Raw genomic sequence first — 21,149 nt, 5'->3', positions numbered from 1 at the left:
TTCCGTGAGGAGAACCACCGCATGGTGTCGCACCGCAAACCGGCAAAACCAGCCTTTGACCCGCGTACGGTCAAGGAGAACATCGTCGAAACGCCGTTGAACGAGGAAATGAGCAAGTCGTTCCTCGAATACGCGTATTCGGTGATTTACGCCCGAGCGCTGCCTGATGCCAGGGACGGTCTCAAGCCGGTGCAACGACGCATCATCTATCAGATGGGTCAGATGAGCCTCAATCCGGACCGGCCGTATATGAAGTCGGCGCGTGTGGTTGGCGAAGTGATGGGCAAGCTCCATCCGCATGGCGATTCCGCGATTTACGAGGCGATGGTACGTTTGGCGCAGCCGTTCGCGATGCGGCTGCCATTGGTGGACGGTCACGGCAATTTCGGTTCTCTCGATGACGGTCCTGCTGCTTCTCGTTATACCGAGGCTCGTATGGCGCCGGCCGCGTTGGGCATGAATGCCGATATCGCCGAAAATACCGTCGATTTCACGCCGAATTACGATAACAAGCTTCAGGAGCCGACTGTGCTGCCTGCCGCGATTCCGAACCTGCTGGTCAATGGTGGTTCCGGCATTGCCGTCGGCATGGCCACGAATATGGCCACGCACAATCTTGGCGAGGTGGTGGCTGCGGCCAAGCATCTTATGCGCCATCCCGACGCGACGTTAGAGGAGTTGATGCGCTACGTGCCGGGTCCGGATTGGCCGGGCGGCGGCGTGATTGTGGGCCGCAAGGGCATCCGCGAGGCGTACGAGACGGGTCGTGGCGCGTTGACCACGCGTTCCGTGACGCATATCGAAAACGTGACGGCTCGCAAAAAGGCCATCGTCGTGACGGAACTGCCGTTCATGGTGGGTCCGGAACGTGTGTTGGAACGTATTTCCGAAGGTGTGAAGAACCGTAAGCTGGACGGCATTTCCGGTGCCATCGATCTGACTGACCGGCATAACGGCACGCGCCTCGTCATCGAAATCAAAACCGGGTTCGATCCGAACGCGGTGTTGGCGCAGCTGTTCAAGCACACGCCGTTGCAGGACAATTTCACCATCAACAATGTGGCGTTGGTCAATGGCCGTCCGCACACCATGGGATTGAAGGAAATGCTTCAGGTGTGGGTGGACCATCGTCGTGTGGTGATCCGCCGACGCAGTGAATTCCGCAGGAAGAAGGCGCTTGAGCGGCTGCACTTGGTGGAGGGCTTGCTGCTCGCCATGGTGGACATCGATGAAGTCATTCAGGTGATTCGCTCTTCTGATGATGCCGAGGCCGCGAAAACAAAGCTTATCGCCGTATTCGATCTGGACGAGATTCAGGCACAGTACATTCTTGACTTGCGGCTGCGCCGTCTGACCAAGATGAGTCGTATCGAGCTTGAGGCGGAACGCGACGATCTGAAGCGGCGTATCGAAGAGCTTGAACGCATTCTTGCTTCCGATGAGGCGCTTGACGGCGTGGTCATTGACGAAATGGATGACGCCGTGGCCAAATACGGCACTCCCCGGCGCACGGTGCTGCTGGATGAGGATGAGGAAGGCAATTTGACGCCTGTTGTGGCGCATGGCGATGATGGCGTCTCTGCAAACGCGATGGCTGCCGCGCGCGCCGCCGCGACCGTATCCTCCGCAGCAGCCGATGTCGCCGCAGCCGCAAAGGCCGCAAAGAAGGCCGGCGATGAGAATGCCACCGCATCGGCTCTGCAGATTGATGACGAGCCGTGCGCGGTGATGCTGTCCGCCACGGGCCTGATCGCACGCACTTCCGAGGATGCGGTGGAACGTTGGGAGAATCGTTCGGCTTCCGACGGACGCGCCAAGGATGATCAAATCGTTTCGATGTTCCGCACGTCCACACGTTCCTCATACGGCTTGGTTACTTCAGCGGGTCGTCTGGTGCTGGCCCATGTGGTCGAATTGCCGAAGGTTTCCGCGGATGGGCCGCTCAGTGTCACGGGTGGTGTGAAGGCCGAGGAACTGCTGGGCATGACGGAGAACACCGATCCGATCCGCGGCGAACGGGTGATTGCCGCGATTGATATGCCGTCCACGGATGACGGCGGTCAGCTTGTTCCTTTGGCGTTGGGCACCCGCAACGGCGTGGTCAAGCGTTGGAACCGTGAATCTCCGACCACAATGGATTCGTGGAGCGTCATCGATTTGAAGGATGATGACGAAGTGCTTGCCGCTGCCGAAGCCCGTGATGAGGATCGTCTGGTGTTTGTGTCCACCGATTCCTCGTTGTTGACGTTCGAAGCGAAGAATGTGCGTCCGCAGGGCCGTACCGCTGGCGGCATGGCGGGCATTCGTCTGGCTGAGGGGTGTTCGGTGGCCGCGTTCGCGGTGGTGCCTGACGGCAAGGTGACATGGAATTACGAAGAAGGCGAGAATGGACTGTTCTCTGCTTCCGGAGCCGTGGTGTTGACGGTTGCCGGCGATTCCGAAGCGTTGCCTGGCACTGAAAACGGTGCCGCGAAGGTCACGCCGTTGGAGATGTATCCGACGAAGGGCCGTGGTACGGGTGGCGTGCGTTCGCAGCGATTCCTCAAGGGGCAGGATACGTTGATTCTCACGTTCGTGGGCGCGTATCCGTTGCATGCTTCCACGCAAAGTGGCGCTCCTGTGGAATTGCCGAAGCCTGATATGCGACGCGATGGTTCCGGTACGGATCTGTCGGCGCCGATTGCGGTGGTCGGCTGATTCGACGAAATCGATTGGCGGGGCTCTGGACTGGTTCTTCTTCCGGTTCAGGGCCTTCCCGTTTTGCGCACTTGGGCCGCCAGGTTGAATGAGCAGGCTGGGTGAAAGTGCCTCCGGCTTGGTTCAGCCATATAGCTTCATGCCTTGTGGGCTGTCCACGAACCCGGCAGCATGCAGCAAACGTCTGTATTCGTTGCGTTCCTTCAATGATTCACCGTTCATTTCGGCGAAGCTGACGCTGCCCTTGGACTGATGCTGCAATGCATAGGCAAGTTCCGTACATGCCGGCTGCAATATTCGCTCGTCATCGGTGAAGCTGACGATTCTGTGGCTTTTCGGCACGGCGAACAGCACCGGCATGCCGTGGTCGAGCACGATGACCGATTCCGCTCTGCGCGCCGGTTTCATATGGTGTTGTTCGGGCCATGTGATCGCGGAGCCTGTCAGATTGGCCGGGTCGGTCACGTCGAGCGCCACGCAGGATTGGCTGCGCGCCTCGTCGTCGCCGCGCAAGGCGTCCACTGTGTCACGTCCGGCGAATTGGGCCGCTCCGAATCCTTTGACGAACATGCCTCTGACCAGATTGCCGTGTTCCTCCATGCGTTTGAGTACCGGGTATAGTCCGGAGAATCCGCCTGCGACCTGCTCCTTGTCGATTAGCGGAGCGGCGATCACGCCATATCGGTCGAGCAGCGATTCGATCAATGCGATGTCGTATTCCTCGATGCCGGCTGTTGGTTTGCCGGCGGTATCGTCCGTTTGGTCCGGTATCGCCATTGGACTGGTCCGGGACGAGTCGACCGCGGACCATAATCCACCGAGCGTCGCCGGTGTCGAGGCGTGGATCCGTACGCGTCTGCGTGCGGCAGTGCGTGGCGCGCGCACTGAAACCGTGCCTTGAGCCAAGGCCCGAACGGGAGCGAATGAACTGTTCGTCACTTTGCCTTGCCATACCAAGGACCACAAGGCTTCCTCGAACTGGCTTTCGCCCCATGCGGGAAGGATGATTTCCCCTGTTTCAGGATTCACGTTGACTTCCGCATGTTCCTGCCAGATGGTTTTGGCGGCCGTGGAAAGCTGCCGCGCATGGAAGGCTCCCCCATTCGATAATGCGGCAAGTATCGTCTCCGGCACGGTCATGGTTCCGGCACTATAGGCATTGTTCTGCGATTGTTCGCCGGGTTTCACCAGCAGCCGTGAATCAGCTGGATGGAATGCGATTCCGCCGGCTTCCTTGGCGTTGGAACCATTGATTTTGGAGCCGACCCATACCACGTCTCCGGATGCGAGCAATTCGTCCAACATACTCGGTTGGTAGTCGCGAACGCGTGCGGGGAAGACCGAGGATTCCCAAACGGAGGCGTTGAGGTATATGCCTTCAAGCTGTTCGATCACACGCATCAGCCCGTCGACGCTTTCATATCGGGCGCCACCCACAGGTCCGACACCTTGTCTGTCCAACAGGAACGCCTGATAGACGGCCGGTTCCACCGGCTTGATGGCTTTGCGTGCCTTGGCAAGCGAAAGCGCGCGGATACGCCGAAACACGTCTTTGTGGAGCCATTGCTGGGGCGTTTGCCGAGGTGACCGTTCCGATGCTGAATCATCGGAACCATTGGCGTCCGCTCCGGCCGCATCATCGACGAAATGGCCTTTCAGCAGTTCGCCTTTGGCATGTAATTCATCCAACATGCGTACGCCTTGGACAGCGTCCAATCCCAGTTCGGCGATCATCTGATCCGCGGTGAATGGGCCATGCGTTTTGACATATCGCGCCACACGGCCGGCAATGTCGGTCTCGTCCAAATCGTTCCAGAACGTCCGTCCGGCAAGCTCCTTCCCAACCTGCGCGATGACGTCGGCATCCAACAGCGAAGCCATGTCCGTGGCTCCCAGAAGACGTTCCAGCACTTCCGGGTCCATGGACAGCAGTTGCGTGCTGCGTTCGGCTTGCGGCACGTCGTATTGGTACATGACCGCGCCCACGTATCCGAACAGCATGTTTTCCGCGAACGGCGACGGCGTTTCCGTGACGGTCTCGCTCAAAGAGATGACGCCGGAGCGTAATCCGGACATCACATGTTTCAGCGCGGGCAGATCGTACACGTCCTGTAGGCATTCGCGTGCGGTTTCCAACAGCAACGGGAAGTTCTTCCGAGTTCGGGCGGCGTTGAGCAGTTGCGCCGCGCGCAGCCGCTGCTGCCATAAGGGGACGCGTCTGCCGGGGTTGGCGCGTGGCAGGAACAGCGATCGCGCCGCGCATTCTCGGAATCGTGCGGCATACAGCACGCTTTCGCCGACTTGCGTTTCGATGATGCGTTGCAGCTCTTCCGTGTCGAACAGCAGCAGCTCGCGGATCGGCAGGTTGCCGTCGCCGTCCGGGAGGCGGATGATGATGCCGTCGTCGGCCGCGTATACCTGCCCATCGAACCCGTATCGTTGTTTGATACGTGTGGTGATGGCCATGGCCCATGGTTCGTGCACGCGTCTGCCGTATGGCGAGTGGACGATCACACGCCAATCGCCTTCTTCATCCTGGCAGCGTTCGACGACCAGCTCACGGTCGTTGGGAATCGTTCCCGTGGCGGCGCGCTGTTCGGCAAGCAGGTCGGCAAGATTGCCGATGGCGTTGTCGTCCAATCCGTCACGACGTAGACGTGCGATTGTTGTCGTGTCGAATCGGCTGGTCTTGTCTCCTGCGATGCCGTCCGAGACTTCCGCGCGTAGTCCTTGCGCCATATCGCGTATGAATCGGCCTTGGGACCGTCCGAATGCCGCGTCCCGCCCGTCGCCTTCGCCATGCCAGAACGGCAGTCGGGCGGTACGCCCTGGAGCAGGAACCACCACCACACGGTCCCGGGTGATTTCCTGGATCTGCCAGGTCGATGTGCCGAGGGTGATGACGTCTCCAACCCGGGATTCGTACACCATTTCCTCATCCAGCTCCCCCACTTTGCGTGGGCCCGGTCCGGAGCCTTCTTCGGGAAGCACCACGGTGTAGGTTCCTCGGTCGGGTATGGTGCCTCCGCTGGTCACGGCCAGTCGTTGAGCGCCAGGGCGCGCGGAGATGAGACCCGCCTCTTCGTTGTATTGCAATGGAGGTCGGAAGGCGGAGAAATCCTCGCCGTTGTAGGCACCGGTCATCATGCCCATCACAGCATCGAACATGGTTCTGTCGAGATCTTCGAATGGCGCGGCCTTGCGCACGGTCACGTACCAGTCGTCTGGTTTCAGATCATCCATCGCCGCGGCGGCGACGGTTTGCTGGGCAAGCACGTCCAAGGGGGTGCATGGAATGGTCAGTGTTTCGATGTCTCCGGAGCGCATGCATTCGATGCTTGCGGCCGTGCCGATGATTTGCTCTCGTGTAATCGGGTAGAACAGTGCATGCGAGACTCCCCCGACCTTGTGGTCGGCGCGCCCCACCCGCTGCAATCCCGAGGACACGGACAATGGCGGTGCGATCTGGATGACCAGATCCACTGAACCCATGTCGATGCCGAGTTCAAGGCTCGATGTGGCGACCACGCAACGCAATTGGCCGCGTTTGAGCTGCTCTTCGATCTGTTTGCGCCGGTCTTTGGAAACGGAACCATGATGCGCCATGGCGATCGCGTCGGCGTCCGCATGCGAGGAGACCAGCATGGTGGTGGATCCGACCACGGAATCGTAGTGTTTGGCGAAGCCTTCACGGCCTTCCGGGGAGCCCAGATCCGGATACGGCTGGGTGGAATCACTGGCTGTGGACTCCGGCTGGGATGCGTTGTCCGACACACTCAAGTCCGTTCGGCCAAGCCTACGGTCGGACAGCGCATCCCGCCCTGCGTCCGCTTTGACGGCGGTTTCAGACCCAGTTTTCCGGGATGTGCGCAATTGCGCATACAGGTCGTTGAGCCGTGCGGTGAGTTTTTCCGCAAGGCCACGGGAGTTGACGAACACGAGGGTGGTGTGGTGTTTCAGCACTTCGTCAAGCACGCTGCGTTCGATGGCCGGCCATACCGAACCTCCGGTCGAAACCCGTGAGGTATGTTCATCTCCCCCGACCGAAGTCAGTCCTTTACGTTCCGCCGATGCCTCCATGGCAGGACCCACCCCGGAAATATGCGTGGTATGGCGGTTCGGAAGTTTCACGGCGCCTGCCCTCCGCCCTGCGTCGTCGGAGACGGGATCGCGCATGGCCGAAAGCGGTTCCACCACTTTCAGATCCATGTCGGGGTGCGATTCGGGTCTGATGACGCGTACCGGCCGCGTGCCGCCAAGGAAACGTGCGGCTTCGGCCGGCGGTTCCACAGTGGCGGAAAGCCCGATGCGTTGGACAGACCGGCCGGCAAGGCTTTCCAATCGTTCCAAGCTCAGCGCCAGGTGCGCGCCACGTTTGGAGCCCGCGATGGCGTGCACTTCATCCACGATAACGGTATCAACGGCGAAAAGTATCCGTCGCGCCTTGGAGGTGAGCAGCAGGAACAGCGATTCTGGCGTGGTTACGAGGATATCCGGCGGATGGCTGACGATTCTGCGCCGTTCCTGCGGCGTGGTGTCGCCGCTTCGTATGCCCACGCTGACTTTCGGCGATGGCAATCCCATCGCCTCGCACTGTCCGGCGATGCCAGCCAATGGCGCTTGGAGGTTCTTGGCCACATCCACGCCCAGAGCCTTCAATGGCGAAATATACAGGACCTTGACGCCGCGGACGGGTTTACGTTTCTTGGCATTGCAATCGGATTCAGCCGTGCCGTCCCCACCGCCGGACGTCCGCAATAAGTCATCGCCCTCCTTCGTCATCAGACGGTCGATTGCGGAAAGGAAGGCGCACAATGTCTTGCCGGAGCCGGTGGGCGCCACCACCAACACGTTCTCGCCGGAGCAGATGGCCGGCCATGCCAAACGTTGCGCCTCCGTCGGAGCATTGAACGCATGCTTGAACCAGGCATTGGTAGCCTCCGAGAACAAGTCCATGCATTCGTACATACGTTCGATTATGGCATCGCCTTCAGACATCATCCACAACCGGCGGAAAGCTCGTCATCCACCGTCGTCGGCTCATTCGAGCACACCGCCCGGCTGACGCATTCGAGCGTCTCACATATGGCGTCGTCAGGCGGCCGCACGGTCGCCGCACTTGCGGCGCAAAGTCTCATGCATGGCGACCATCAGCGCTAGGAACACCACCAGATAGAACGGGAACAGGTTGACCGAAACATGTTGCGCGATCAGCCCGAACAGCGGCGGCATGCACATCGATCCCACATAGGCGCAAGCCATCTGCATGCCGACGATGGCCTGCGATTTGTCCTCGCCGAAATAAGCAGGAGTGGAATGGATGACGCACGGATAGATCGGCGCGCAGCCCAAACCGATGACCATTAGTCCCGCGATGGTGCCGATATTGTGCGGCAACGGCAGGAGCATGATGACGATGCCGGTCAGCACCAACGCCTGGCCAAGACGAATCATGGCCGGATCGTTCAGTTTCATGGTCAGGAAACCGCTGGCGAGACGTCCGACGGTGATGCCGATGCAAAACAGGCTTCCCCACATGGCCGCCGTGGTCTTGTCGATGCCCTTGCCAAGCGCCATATAGCTGCTGGCCCACAACATGGCGGTCGATTCGAGCGCGGAATAGCAGAAGAACATCACGAGGATCTCGCGGGCGCCACGGATGGCGAGCACACCGCGAATACCAAGCGGCTTGCGCCGGTCAGCTGTTTCCCCTTCCGATTGCTCGGACTGCGCGGATTGCACGGAAGAGGTTTCACTCGTCCGCTGCGGTTCGACGGTCTTACGCGCCTTCCACAACGGCAGGCTCAGCACCAGCACCGCGGTGAGCACGACCTGCAGAATGGAGATGGTCCGGTAGCCCCACGCCCAGCCATGGCCGGCACCCAATGCGCTTGCCATGATGTACGGGCCAAGCAGAGTGCCCAAGCCCCACATGGCGTGCAGCCAGCTCATGTGACGGCTTTCGTAGTGAATTGCCACATAGTTGTTGAGCGCCGCATCGACGCCGCCCGCGCCCAAGCCGTACGGAATGGCGAAGAGCAGCAGCATCCAGTAATTCGGCGAGATGGAGAAGCCGAACAATGCGAACGCCGTTAACGCAACGGACACTGCCGTGACCTTGCCTGCACCGAACCGCAAGGTCATGCGGTCGGATAGCAGCGCGGACACGATGGTGCCGGCGGAAATCGTCATGGAAATGCCACCCGCCCAGGAAATCGGCGCATGCAGGTCGCCGCTCATCGTCGGCCATGCGGCGCCGAGCACCGCGTCCGGCAGACCCAGACTGATGAAGGCGATGTAAATCACGGCGAGCAGCAGATTGGCCACAGTCAGCTCCTTGTATGTTTTATGTTTGCGGCAATAAAATCACGAAAATACTCCGCTATTTTATCCAAAGTTACCTACCAAACGGTATTTTGTATCTTGCACTATCGACCGACGTTTTTGCATTATCGTGCATACACGAAAAGCGGGTCTCCGCCGTAACGCAAGACCCGCCAATCGCAATCGCCATGCAATATCAGGTGTCGATCTTGGAACGGTCGAAATCGTCGGCGTTCTCCACGATGAACGCCTTGCGCGGCGGCACGTCATCACCCATGAGCAGGCTGAAGATGTGGCTGGCCTGTTCGGCGTCCTCCATGCGGATACGGCGCAGCATGCGGGTGCGCGGATCCATGGTGGTATCGGCCAGCTGGTCGGCGTCCATCTCACCCAAACCCTTGTAACGCTGGATGTCCTCGTTGTAGCCGATGTGCTTTTTATCAAGCTCGGCGAGTTTGCCTGCCAACTCATCATCGGAATACGTGTAGATGTACTCGCCCTTATGCGTACCCGTCAACGCGATACGATGCAGCGGCGGCACGGCGGCATACACATGACCGTATTCGATAAGCGGCCGCATGTACCGGTAGAACAGCGTCAGCAGCAGGATGCGGATGTGCGCGCCGTCGACATCGGCATCGGTCATCATGATGATCTTGTTGTATCGGGCCTGTTCGATGTCGAAGCTTGCGCCGGATCCTGCGCCGACCACCTGGATGATGGCTGCGCATTCCTTGTTGGACAGCATCTGCGCGAGCGATGCCTTCTGCACGTTGAGTATTTTGCCTCGAATCGGCAGCAACGCTTGGAAACCGGAATTACGGGCGGCCTTGGCTGTGCCCAATGCGGAATCACCCTCGACGATGAACAGTTCGGCCACATCGTCATTGCCGGGCTGGCAGTCGGACAGTTTCGGCGGCATGGACGCGGATTCAAGCGCGTTCTTACGGCGTGTGACTTCCTTGGTCTTGCGCGCCTGCACGCGGGCATGCATTTCGCCGACGATTTTCTCCAGCACGCGGCCGGACTGTTCCTTGTAACCGCGTTTGGAGCCGGTAATCATCTCACCGAACTGCTTATCGGTCATTCTGGAGACGATCGGCTTGACTTGCGCGGTGCCGAGCACGTCCTTGGTCTGGCCTTGGAACTGCGGTTCGGCGATGCGGACGGTGACGACGGCCACCAGACCGGCGAGAATGTCGTCACGTTCCACCTTCATATGGGAATCCTTGAGATTCACCTTGAGTTTGCGCGCGTTGTCCTCGATGGCCTTGCGCACCTGCTTGGTGATGCCTTGGAGGAAGCCGTCCACGTGCATGCCGCCGCCGGGCGTCTCCACCACGTTGACGAAGCTGCGCATGGTGGTGTCGTAGCCGTTGGTCCATCGCATGGCGATATCGACTGCGCAATCACGCGTCACCTTCTGCGCATGCAGTTCACCATCGTCTCCGACCGCCTGCGTTTCTTCAACATACGTGTCCTCGCCGGCGATGCGCCAAATATCGGAGACCGCTTCGCCTTTGGACAGGAAGTCGACGAAATCCTTCACGCCTCCGGTATGGCAGAATTCTTCGACGCGCGCATGCGGATATTTCGGCTGCACGGGTTGGGAAACGGTTTCCTGCGATTGCGTGGCAGCATCGTTTTCTTGCGATTCGGCTGATTCATCAGCTTCGGCTGAATCCTCCTGCAGTATGTCGGCAGAGGTTCCGATATCATCCGTTTCAGCGGACGTGTTCTCTTCCGTCACCTGTTCGATGACATTGTCATCGACTTCCAGCATTTCGTCAATGGACTCGTCGCCGGTTTCGGGAATGTTCTCGTCGATGACGGTGATTTTCAGCCCTGGCACCAGGAAACTGGTCTGCCGTACACGGTCGATGAGCTGGTCATAGCTGAATTCAGCGGTGTCGTTGAAAATCTCCGGATCCGCCCAATAGCGGATGCGGGTACCCGTGGTCTTCGGACTGACTTTGCCGATGATCTCAAGTTCGGTGGGACGATTCTTGCGCGTCTTCTTGAATGGCGAATCGGGAGACGGGTGTTCCGGATCAACGTCGGAATACACTCCGGGGTGGCCCTGATGGAAAGCCATGTGGTGGGTTTTGCCGTCACGATCCACTTCCACGTCGAGACGGGAGCTCAATGCGTTCACAACGGATGAGCCGACACCATGCAGACCGCCGGAAGCGCCATACGAGGAATTGCCGAATTTGGCGCCGGCATGCAGCTTGGTCAGCACCACTTCCACGCCGGTGAGCTTGGTTTTCGGCTCCACGTCCACCGGAATGCCTCGGCCATTGTCCGCCACTTCAACGGAACCATCGTCATGCAAGGTCACGATGATGTGGTTGCAGGCTCCCGCAAGAGCCTCATCGACGGCATTGTCGATGATCTCCCACAGGCAGTGCATCAGGCCCTGGCTGTCGGTCGTGCCGATGTACATGCCCGGACGTTTGCGCACCGCATCCAAGCCTTCGAGCACGGTAAGACTCTCAGCACCGTAATTATCCTTAGCCATGTTCCCTTTCAATTGTCGCCTTACAAGACATGAAGTCGAGAAACCCTGCGTTCATGCCGGTTTCTCGACTTCATTTACTCGCGTCTGATTACTATCACTGGTCCAGGAAGTCGCGCAGCGTCTGCGAACGGGACGGATGGCGCAGCTTGGACATGGTCTTCGATTCGATTTGGCGGATACGTTCGCGCGTCACGCCATACACACGTCCGATATCATCCAGCGTCTTCGGCTGGCCGTCCTCCAAACCGTAGCGCATCTTGATGACGCCAGCTTCACGCGGAGACAGCGTTTCAAGCACCTGCTTGAACTGCTCCTGCAACAGCGAGAAGGCGACGGCATCGGACGGTGCGATGGCGTCGGTGTCTTCGATCAAATCACCGAACTCGGAATCGCCATCCTCGCCCAGCGGCGTGTGCAGGGAAATCGGCTCACGCCCGTACTTCTGCACTTCCTGCACCTTCTCGACCGGCATGTCGAGCTCGCGGGCTAGTTCGTCCGGCGTAGGTTCGCGGCCGAGGTCCTGAAGCATCTGGCGCTGCACGCGGGACAGCTTGTTGATGACTTCCACCATATGCACAGGCACACGAATGGTGCGGGCCTGATCAGCCATGGCACGGGTGATGGCCTGGCGAATCCACCATGTGGCGTACGTGGAGAACTTGAAGCCCTTCTTCCAGTCGAACTTCTCTACGGCACGAATCAGACCAAGATTGCCTTCCTGAATCAAATCGAGGAACAGCATGCCACGGCCCGTATAGCGCTTGGCAAGAGAGACCACGAGTCGAAGGTTGGCTTCCAGCAGATGGTCCTTGGCGCGCTTGCCGTCGTTCGCGGCCCACTTCAGTTCACGCCGGCGCTTGAAATCCATCTTGTCGGATTCCGTGTCCAGCAGATGTTGGGCGTACAGACCGGCCTCGATGCGTTCGGACAGGTCGACTTCCTGTTCGGCGTTCAGCAGGTTCACTCGGCCTATCTGCTTCAGGTAATCCTTGACCGGATCTGCGGTGGCGCCGGCTGCGATCACACGACGCTTCGGATTGCCGGACGGCGTCAGATTGTCGTCGTCATCATCGTCACGCACCACGAAAGCGCCTTTTTCCTTGGGCTCTTCCGGCTTTTTGCGCTTGTCTTCGTCATCGTCTTCCAGTTCGGAATCGTCATCCTCGTCGATATTGTCCTCGTCGAGGTCGTCATCCTCCCCTTCGTCGTCCACGTCATCAAGGTCATCGTCGAAATCATCAAGATCGGCATCCTCGACGGGATCGTCTTCAGGAGCGTCCTGCTCGATCAGGTTCTCTTCTTCTTCCGCTTTCTTGCTTTTCTTGGCGGCGGAGGTCTTCTTCGCGGCCGTCTTGCGCGACGTCTTCGTAGCGGTCTTTGAGGACTCGCTCTTCTTGGCAGCAGGCTTGCGCGTGGAGGCCTTTTTTCCGGAGGTGGTCTTTTCGGTCAGATCAGTCTGTTCCGTATTTACCGTCGTTTCCTTGGTGGCCAAACTTATCCTCCTATTGATCCCGCCGGAAGCGTATACCATATGGACCCACTTCTGGCAAGGGCAAATCGTCAACTATGTGAGTTAACCATCTTGCGAGGACGATTATTCCCGCGTGTTGAGCTCACCATGCGCAAGTACCGCTTCCTTTCGGCGTGTTGCTCTATGTCTCTTCGGCCCATGCCGGTCCGATATGACGATGCGCCGCGGAGCAGATGATCGCCGCGAGCGAACAATTCTCATCCAACGCGAGCGCACGCATCGCGCACAGCATGGCGCGCTCATCGCCCATCCACCACAGCACATAACTGATGATGGCCAATGGCTGCACATGATACCGTTCGGGGACCATCCCGATGATGTCGAACATCATGTTGACGCCGTTGTCGCAACGTTTCGTGTCGGGTTTTCTTGATGCGTCACGGAACGATCCGTTGAGGGATTCCTCCAGATGACGCGTGTTGCCGGGAAGTGTCGGATTGGCCATGAATCCCATGAGAAAGTCACGTGACGAACGTCGTTCATCCACGATGATGGAGACCAGCAGCGCGTCACGCACCGCCATGGTCTGCTGCATGGCGATGGCAAGTGCTCCCGCACCGTTTCTGGACAGTCTGCATTCTGGCGATGAATCGTCATCTCCCGACGATTCATCGGCCAGCTCATCCATCCATTCCGAGAATGGCTCCTGCAGGAAATCGCGTATGCTCTCCGCCATGCCCAGCGATTTGCAATCCTCCACCAATTGGTCTTCAAGCCGTTCCATCTCGGCTTCGCATATCGGCATGGGCTCGTCGATCGTCTTCATGTCTCGTCCTCCTTGGCGTATCGGAGCGGTCGCTTGATGCAGGCCGCTTTGTTGGAACTATGCATCATCCGGCAATGCAATGAGGCGTTTCGGGACCCCTGTGGTCGGAGAACGTGAAGCTCGGCGTGTCACGAAACGTCCGGCACCGTCTCACCCGCTGCAATCATTATGTTTTCCTCTTGTCGAATGTGTGTGGATAACCTTGACCCATGACTAGCTCTTCCGATTTGGAACAGATTGAAACGCGCACGCTCTCGCTGGTAAGGGATTTTTCGTTCCTGCATGCGGACGATCCGGTGGCGAATTCCTGCAAAGCCGTCGCTGATGCGGTGGCGCAGCAGGCGGTCACGTCAAGTGAGGGCGGCAAACGTCTGCGGGCGTTGCTGACGTTGGATGCGTTCCGTGCGTTCGCGCCGCAGGATGTGGCGGAACGTGATATGGATACGGTGTTGGATCTGGCATGCGCGATCGAAGTGTTTCAGACCGGCGCGTTGGTGCATGACGACATCATCGACGATTCCGATCTGCGCCGTGGCAAGCCGTCCGCTCATCGTGCGCTTGCCACGGATACCCATAGTGATGCCATCGGCCATGGTTTGGGCATCATGTTGGGTGATATGCTGGCCACCGCGAGCGTGGATATCGCCAATAAAGCGGCTTGCCGGCTTGGCTCCGGATCTTCCGTGGTGTCGGCCTTCCTGAATATGCACCGTGAAGTGGAAATCGGCCAAGTACTCGATTTGGCCGTGGAACTCAATACGTTAGACGATCCTGAAGAGCTGGCGTCGGCCTCTTTGAATGTCTTCCGTTGGAAGACCGCCAGTTATACCACTATCGCACCTTTGGAATTCGGTATGCTTGCCGCCGGCCTCGCCCCTGCGGACGCGCGCAGGCTCGCACTGGCGATTGGATTGCCGCTTGGTTTGGCGTTCCAGCTCGCGGATGATCTTCTGGACGTCATCGGGTCGAGCCGCAATACCGGCAAACCGGTGGGCGGTGATATCCGTGAAGGCAAACGCACGGTGTTGCTGGCCGATGCGATTGAGGCTGCCGGCGATGTCGAACGACGTGAACTCATCGACATGTGGGAAGCCGAATCACGTGACGAGGCACATGTTAGGCGTGCCATCGCATTGTTCGAGTCCACTGGTGCCATCGCACGTTCCAAGGAACGGATCGCCGGTCTGTGGCTCGAGTCGAAGGCCGCCATCGAGACGCTTGAACTATCGCAAGATCGCAAAGACATGCTTACCGAAGCATGCGCACGTTTCGTACCGATTGTGCGGGAACAGGGCTGATGCCGCCGCACTGTGAAAGACCCGTGTTCATCGCATCTTCCGCAAACCATTCCTTGTAGACTACAAGTGAACACATCTTTGTCGCGAAACGTTTTTTGAAGAAGGAATCGTACCGATTAGCCATGAGTGAAGCCCAGCATGCCCCCGAAGGCCAGGTCATCGAAGGCCGGTACCGAGTCGTCAGCAGAATCGCCGATGGCGGCATGGCCACGGTGTATCAAGCTGTTGACGAGCGTCTGGGACGCACCGTCGCCATTAAGATCATGCACACGCAGCTGGCACAGGGCCCACAACGCGACCAGTTCGTGGAACGTTTCCATCGCGAGGCCCGTTCCGCAGCAGCAATAGCCAATCCCCATATCGTGCAGGTGTATGACACCGGTGAGTTCGATGGACTGGATTTTCTTGTCATGGAGTACGTGCATGGCGTGAACCTGCGGTACGAAATGAACCAGCAAGTCACGTTCAGCGTTCGTGAGACGCTACGCATAGTCGGTGAGACGTTGGACGGCTTGGCTTCGGCGCATCGCGCAGGCGTGGTGCACCGCGATATCAAACCGGAGAATATTCTGCTCAATGACCGAGGACATGTGCAGATCACCGATTTCGGCCTGGCCAAGGCGGTGTCGCAGGCCACGCTGTCCTCCACCGGCATGCTGCTGGGCACGGCCGCCTATCTGGCGCCAGAAATGATTCAGCACAATCAGGCAACGCCGCAGGGAGACCTGTATTCCGTAGGCATCATGGCTTGGGAGATGCTGGCCGGCAAGGTGCCGTTCACCGCGGACAATCCGGTGACGCTGGTGTTCAAGCACGTGCATGAGGATGTGCCGGATATCACGACCGCTTGTCCGGGCATCAATGCAGGCGTGGCCGCATTCCTCGCCCGTCTTACGGCGCGCGCGGTCGAGGACCGTCCCCAGGATGCGTCCGTGGCATTCGACGAATTGCAGCAGTTGCAATCGAACCTCACCATCGACGACTGGCAATACCGTCTGTCAGCCGTTTCCCCGGCCGCAAACGATGCCGCCGACACCATGCCCGGCGATGGCACCCGGCAGATGCCGCTACCGCCCGCTCCCCCAGCACCGCCTGTGCGTCAGAACGACGATCGCACACGACAGTTCAATCCGGAAAACCCGAACAAAACCACCGTCATGCCGGCGCAGCAGGCAGATCCGGAGGCAACCACCCGCTTGGCTTTTGAAAAGAACGACGTCCCCGCCAACAACGTTCCAGCTTCCCCCTCGAACGGTCCGGTCAGTGGTGGACAGCCGAAACGCAGTGGCAAGCGTGCACCTGTCATCATCGCCGTCGTAGCAGCCATCGTGCTTGCCTGCGCAGGCGGTGGAGGCTATGCCTGGTGGTATTTCCGAGGACCGGGCAGCTACTGGACCATGCCTCAGCCGGCAGATCTCACATGTTCCGATTCGGAGCCCTGCCGTATTTCCAACATCAAATGGAACGCCTATGAGGAACTGCTGAAATTCTCCAACATCGAGTACGAAGAGACCGAGGCGTTCAGTGATTCCGTCAAGGCTGGCAATGTCATCTCCACCGACCCGGAGAATGTCGGTTCGCATGTGAGCAAACGTCATCATCAGAAGGTCAAGGTGGTAGTGTCCAAGGGTATTAAGCAGGGCACTGTTCCCACAGACATTCTCGATGCCACCAGTGCGAACGGCAAGGATCCGATCAACGCGTTGAAGCGTGCCGGCTTCGACAACATCGAACAGACTCCGGCCAATGATGACGCGTATTCCATGGACGTACCTCAGGGCGCGTTGCTTGATTTAAGCGTGGATCCCGGCGCGACTCTGCCCCATAACGCGAAGATTACCGTCACGCTGTCCCAAGGACCGAAACCGGTTACCATGCCGGACGTCGTGGGCAAATCGAAGGATGAGGCGCAGCAGACGCTTGATGCGCTCAAGCTCACCGTCAACTGGACCGAGCAATTCGATGACAAGATTCCGCAAGGACAGGTGATTTCCGCTTCCGCGAAGACCGGAGACGAGTTGCACTGGGGCGATAGCGTCAATGCGGTGGTGTCGAAGGGACCGGAAACCGTAACGCTGCCGAATTATGTCGGACAGAAAGCCGCCGCTGCCAAAGCCGCATTGGAGAAGCTGGGATTCAGTGTGAAGATCAGCTCGCAACTGACACTTGACTCCAGTCAAGACAAGAAGGTCGCTTCGCAGGATCCGGTAGGAGGCACCGAGGTGCGACTGCGTCAGGAGGATGGCACGCCGAATACCGTCACCTTGAAAATGTATTCGTCGCTGTTCGACTGATTATCCTGATTACAAAATAGAAATCAGGGGTGTCTGTTCCGAAAACATTCTTCGGAACAGACACCCCTGATTAGTTTGGAATGAACCTCGCTGAAAACTTATGCCTTCTTGGCAGCGGATTCGGCTTGTGCCTGCGCTTCGGCCTCCTGCTGGGCTTTGAGCTCGGCCTTGACCTTCTGCGCGTATTCGTCGACGTATTCCTGTCCGCTCATCTTCTGGATCTCACGGGTCACGCGGTCGGTAAGCGAACGCAAATCATCGTGGGTAATCTGGTCGGCGGATTTCTTCTCGACTTCAATCGGCTTGCCGTAAACCACCTTGGACTTGCCTTTGTTCGGAATGACCTGTCCTGGCTTCTGCAGTTCACGCGAACCGATGATGGCGGCCGGAATAATGGGGCGACCGGTTTCGAATGCCAGACGCGCCGCGCCGGTGTGTCCTTTGTAAAGACGTCCATCGGGGCTGCGAGTACCTTCGATGTGAATGCCGAACAGATGTCCGTCCTCGATGATCTCACGGGCGTGGTTCAGTGCGCCAAGTGATTTGGAACCGCCGGAACGGTCCACGGGGAACACGCCGACTGACGTGAACCACCATTTCTTGAATTTGCCTTTGATGCCTTTGCCTTCGAAATATTCGGCCTTGCCCATGAAATGAATCATGCGCGGGCAGGTCAACGGCAGCAACGCATCGTCGATGACGGCAAGATGGTTGGCTGCGATGATGGCGCCACCTTCGTGCGGAATGTTCTCAAGTCCTTGCGCGGTCGGTCCCAAACGGTGGATGGCGATTGGTCCCAAGCCTTTGACGAAAAACCAATAGAGCATTCTTCACGATCCTCCCAGCGGATTGGCCTCCGCCCGATTAGAGTATAAGTATGACTGACCTCAACAATAGCAATGACGATGAAGAACGCCCAAATGACGCGTCGCATGGTGGCGGCTCTCCAATGGACGACTTGGATGCGGCTTGGGCCGAGTTTGCGGATTCGCATGCTGACGATTTGAAGGCCGTGGAACGTTCGCGTAGTGCGAAACGTTTCGAGAAGCATGCGCAACGTCGGGAAAAAGAGGCTTTGCTGTCCATCGATGACTTGGATCAGGGCACGTTCACCAATGATGCGCCGGCGAATGGTCGTGGGCCGCGCGATTTCACTGGTTCGAGCTGGCTTGACACGGATCGGGTCATGGACCGTTACGGTGACGACTTCGTGCCGCCGAATCCTGAAATCGGCCATGTGAAACTGTCAAAACTGGTGTTCTGGATATTGCTGGTGGCCGGCGTCATCGGCATTATCGCTTCCGTGTTCGTTCCGGCGTTGGCTTCGATTCTTGGTTCGATTTTCGGTTTGTGTGCGCTGGTCGGCGCCGCTGGCCTCATCGTGCAGCATAAAGGGCATCGTGAAACGCGTACCGACGAATTCGATGATGGAGCACGCGTCTGACGATTCTTTGGCGACAAACTGAATACATCCATCTATGTGAAGGCCCCGGCGGTTATTGAACTGCGCCCCGTTTGTTGGACGTTGTTAATTGGGATACAGGGTCAGACCGCGAGGGACATGCTCCGGAACTCCTCCGGGGTGCGTCCCTCGAGTCGTATCTGGCGTCGTCTGGTGTTCCAATGCACGATGTACGAGTCGAACTCTCGGCCGCGGTAGAACTCGTCCTTCAAGTGGCCGAAGACCTGCTCGGTCGCCGCGTTGTCCAAGCAGTTGCCCTTGCGGCTCATGGACTGGCGGATGCCGAGGCGTCCGAGCTCGTCCCTCCACCATTGGTGCTGGTACTGCCATCCCATATCTCCCGTACCATCGGCTCCACGTCCGGCCTGGACACGTGCGCCGGGCGCGACAGGTGGTGGTAGTACGTGGATTTCGGCAGCCCGGCTATCCTCAGGAGGTGGTCGAGCCGGTGTCCCCGCCCTGCGAGCAGTCGGACGACGGCGCTTCGCTCGCGCCACGTGACTTGGACGCCCGCAGGGCCCGGAGTTTTTCCAGGTACGCGACCTTCGCCTTCAGGTACGCGACCTGTTCGGCGAGCTCCTGCTCGCGCGTCGGTTCGGGCTTCGGCCTGAGCGCCTCCGGACCGGTAGTCGCGGCACCAGCGCTCCAGGGACGCGATGCTCGCGATCCCGTGCCTGGCCATGGCCTCCGTCTTGGTCAGACCGTTCTCGACGTGGTCGCGCGCCGCGGCGACCTTCGTCTCCCAGTCGTAGCGTCTGCTGCCGCCGCCTCCCATGACCGCCTCCTCGCCGTTGGACCTGTACAGCCTGATCCAGTTTCTCGCGGTATACACCGGTATGGCAAGCCTGCTGGCAAGCGTGTCCTTGCCGGCTCCGGACTTGATGAGCTCCAGCGCCTCGCGCCGGAACCCGTCGTCGTAACGTCTCCTTCGATCCTCACGCATACGAAAGAACCGCACCTCCGATCATCGAATCTGAATTTCTTCAGTCCAACAATCGGGGTGCGGTTCATATTTACGCCGGGGCCTTCACACACACATACGTTGTCAGCGTTTTCAGGCTTTCTTCGCAGCTTGGGCGGTGGCGATCCACTTGTCAAGCAGCGCCGTGGCCTTGCCGGAGTCGACGGTCTGCTCCGCGATGGCGTAGGCGGCTTTGAACCGGTCAGCCAAGCTTGCGTCGCCCGGCACCAAATGACCGTCGGCGACGATTGCGGAAGCGGCGTTCAGCAGCGCGGTGGTACGGAACGACACATCCTTGCCTGCGAAGAAGTCTCGTGCCAGCTGCGCGTTGAGCGTCGGTTCGCCACCCTTCAGATCTGCGATGGTGACTTTGGCGAGGCCGAGTTCGACGGTCGGATCGAATTTGTTTTCGGTAACCTTGCCGTCCTTGAATTCCCAAATGGAGACCGGACCGGTCGGTGCCATCTCGTCAAGGCCCTCATGGGAAGTGTAGACCATGCCGATCTGGCCGTTCGCCGCATATACGGCGGCCATGATCGGGCTCATCTTGCGATTAGCGCAGCCGACGGCCATATGCTTCGGGCTTGCCGGGTTGGTCAGCGGACCAAGCACGTTGAACACGCATGGCACGCCGAGCGCGGCGCGAATCGGACCGACAAAACGCATGGCGGGGTGGAAGGTGCGTGCGAAAGCGAATGCGATGCCGCATTCGTTGCCGACTTCGCTCACTTGTTCCGGAGTCAAATCCATGGGCAGGCCGAGCGCTTCGAAGCAGTCAGCAGTGCCGCACTTGGATGAGGCCGCACGATTGCCGTGCTTGACGACTTTTACGCCTGCGGCCGCGGCTACGACGGCCCCCATGGATGACAGGTTCACGGTGGAGGCTCCGTCGCCACCGGTGCCGACGATGTCGGTGGTTTCACCGTCGATGTGCAGCGGAATGGCATGGGCCACCATGGCCTTCGCCGCGCCACGCACTTCGTCGGGGGTCAGCCCCAACTGCTGCTGGGTGGCGAGTACCGCGCCAACGGCCGCCGGATCGGCATTGCCGTTCATAAGGTCATCGACGAACCACTCGGATTCCTCGGCGCTCAAGTGGTCCCCTCCGACCAGCTTGGTGAGGATCGACTTCCATGTGATTTCGGCCATGATGCCCTCCTTGGCGCTGTCGCACGCCTTTATTGTTGTTCTGATGCCGCCAATTGTAACGATTGGACGTTTCCCCACGTCCGCACGTCCATATCACGAAACGGCCCATCGAAGATTCTTCAAAAAAGAAAACCTCCCCCGATTAC

Annotated in this window: 11 protein-coding genes and 2 pseudogenes; 4 read left to right on the top strand and 9 right to left on the bottom strand. The window is 59.0% G+C overall.

The genetic code is table 11. The features are described 5' to 3' along the window. Window positions 1–21: 21 nt before the first annotated feature. Window positions 22–2,697 carry a DNA topoisomerase (ATP-hydrolyzing) subunit A gene (locus KSX58_RS02790; protein ID WP_217752038.1) on the top strand — a complete coding sequence of 892 codons (2,676 nt, stop codon included), beginning with the start codon at window positions 22–24 and terminating at the stop codon, window positions 2,695–2,697. 123 nt (window positions 2,698–2,820) lie between these two features. Here KSX58_RS02790 and KSX58_RS02785 read toward each other — a convergent pair whose 3' ends face one another. The 5 genes from KSX58_RS02785 to KSX58_RS02765 all read right to left on the bottom strand — a co-directional run bounded on the left by KSX58_RS02785 (window position 2,821) and on the right by KSX58_RS02765 (window position 13,839). Next, window positions 2,821–7,665: a DEAD/DEAH box helicase gene (locus tag KSX58_RS02785; protein ID WP_217752037.1), complete on the bottom strand. Its 4,845-nt coding sequence runs from the start codon at window positions 7,663–7,665 to the stop codon at window positions 2,821–2,823. 126 nt (window positions 7,666–7,791) lie between these two features. Further along, window positions 7,792–9,024 carry a sugar MFS transporter gene (locus KSX58_RS02780; protein WP_011743370.1) on the bottom strand — a complete coding sequence of 411 codons (1,233 nt, stop codon included), beginning with the start codon at window positions 9,022–9,024 and terminating at the stop codon, window positions 7,792–7,794. 193 nt (window positions 9,025–9,217) lie between these two features. After that, the gene (locus KSX58_RS02775) at window positions 9,218–11,542 is read right to left on the bottom strand and encodes a type IIA DNA topoisomerase subunit B (RefSeq protein WP_003810563.1); all 2,325 of its coding nucleotides are present in this window, start codon (window positions 11,540–11,542) and stop codon (window positions 9,218–9,220) included. Window positions 11,543–11,636: 94 nt separating this feature from the next. Beyond that, window positions 11,637–13,034 (bottom strand): RNA polymerase sigma factor, encoded by a 1,398-nt coding sequence (locus tag KSX58_RS02770; RefSeq protein ID WP_021913814.1) that lies wholly within the window; start codon window positions 13,032–13,034, stop codon window positions 11,637–11,639. Window positions 13,035–13,194: 160 nt separating this feature from the next. Then, window positions 13,195–13,839 (bottom strand): DUF4192 family protein, encoded by a 645-nt coding sequence (locus tag KSX58_RS02765; protein ID WP_003810568.1) that lies wholly within the window; start codon window positions 13,837–13,839, stop codon window positions 13,195–13,197. A gap of 209 nt (window positions 13,840–14,048) precedes the next feature. Between KSX58_RS02765 and KSX58_RS02760 the strand changes: the two genes are divergently transcribed. Continuing rightward, window positions 14,049–15,137, top strand: coding sequence for a polyprenyl synthetase family protein (locus tag KSX58_RS02760; protein ID WP_217752036.1), 1,089 nt, complete (start codon window positions 14,049–14,051; stop codon window positions 15,135–15,137). Between the two features lie 122 nt (window positions 15,138–15,259). Continuing rightward, window positions 15,260–17,431, top strand: a complete 2,172-nt coding sequence (locus KSX58_RS02755; RefSeq protein ID WP_085380404.1) for a Stk1 family PASTA domain-containing Ser/Thr kinase — start codon at window positions 15,260–15,262, stop codon at window positions 17,429–17,431. A gap of 98 nt (window positions 17,432–17,529) precedes the next feature. Here the strand turns inward: KSX58_RS02755 and KSX58_RS02750 are convergent, their stop codons facing one another. Continuing rightward, the gene (locus KSX58_RS02750) at window positions 17,530–18,258 is read right to left on the bottom strand and encodes a 1-acyl-sn-glycerol-3-phosphate acyltransferase (RefSeq protein WP_085380405.1); all 729 of its coding nucleotides are present in this window, start codon (window positions 18,256–18,258) and stop codon (window positions 17,530–17,532) included. Window positions 18,259–18,308: 50 nt separating this feature from the next. On the opposite strand from KSX58_RS02750, the gene KSX58_RS02745 reads away from it, so the two are divergent. Beyond that, window positions 18,309–18,875: a hypothetical protein gene (locus KSX58_RS02745; protein WP_011743375.1), complete on the top strand. Its 567-nt coding sequence runs from the start codon at window positions 18,309–18,311 to the stop codon at window positions 18,873–18,875. Between the two features lie 101 nt (window positions 18,876–18,976). On the opposite strand, the pseudogene KSX58_RS02740 reads toward KSX58_RS02745, so the two are convergent. The 3 genes and pseudogenes from KSX58_RS02740 to trpD form a co-directional block, all read right to left on the bottom strand. After that, a pseudogene (locus KSX58_RS02740) lies at window positions 18,977–19,362 on the bottom strand (IS3 family transposase). Continuing rightward, a pseudogene (locus tag KSX58_RS02735) lies at window positions 19,323–19,836 on the bottom strand (transposase). The pseudogenes KSX58_RS02740 and KSX58_RS02735 overlap by 40 nt, the downstream one beginning before the upstream one ends. A gap of 111 nt (window positions 19,837–19,947) precedes the next feature. Further along, window positions 19,948–21,003, bottom strand: coding sequence for an anthranilate phosphoribosyltransferase (gene trpD / locus KSX58_RS02730; protein ID WP_021913818.1), 1,056 nt, complete (start codon window positions 21,001–21,003; stop codon window positions 19,948–19,950). Between the last annotated feature and the right edge of the window lie 146 nt (window positions 21,004–21,149).

The organism is Bifidobacterium sp. MSK.17.10, assembly GCF_019129655.1.
Taxonomy (GTDB): domain Bacteria; phylum Actinomycetota; class Actinomycetes; order Actinomycetales; family Bifidobacteriaceae; genus Bifidobacterium; species Bifidobacterium adolescentis.
This window is presented reverse-complemented; position numbering and strand designations above follow the sequence as displayed.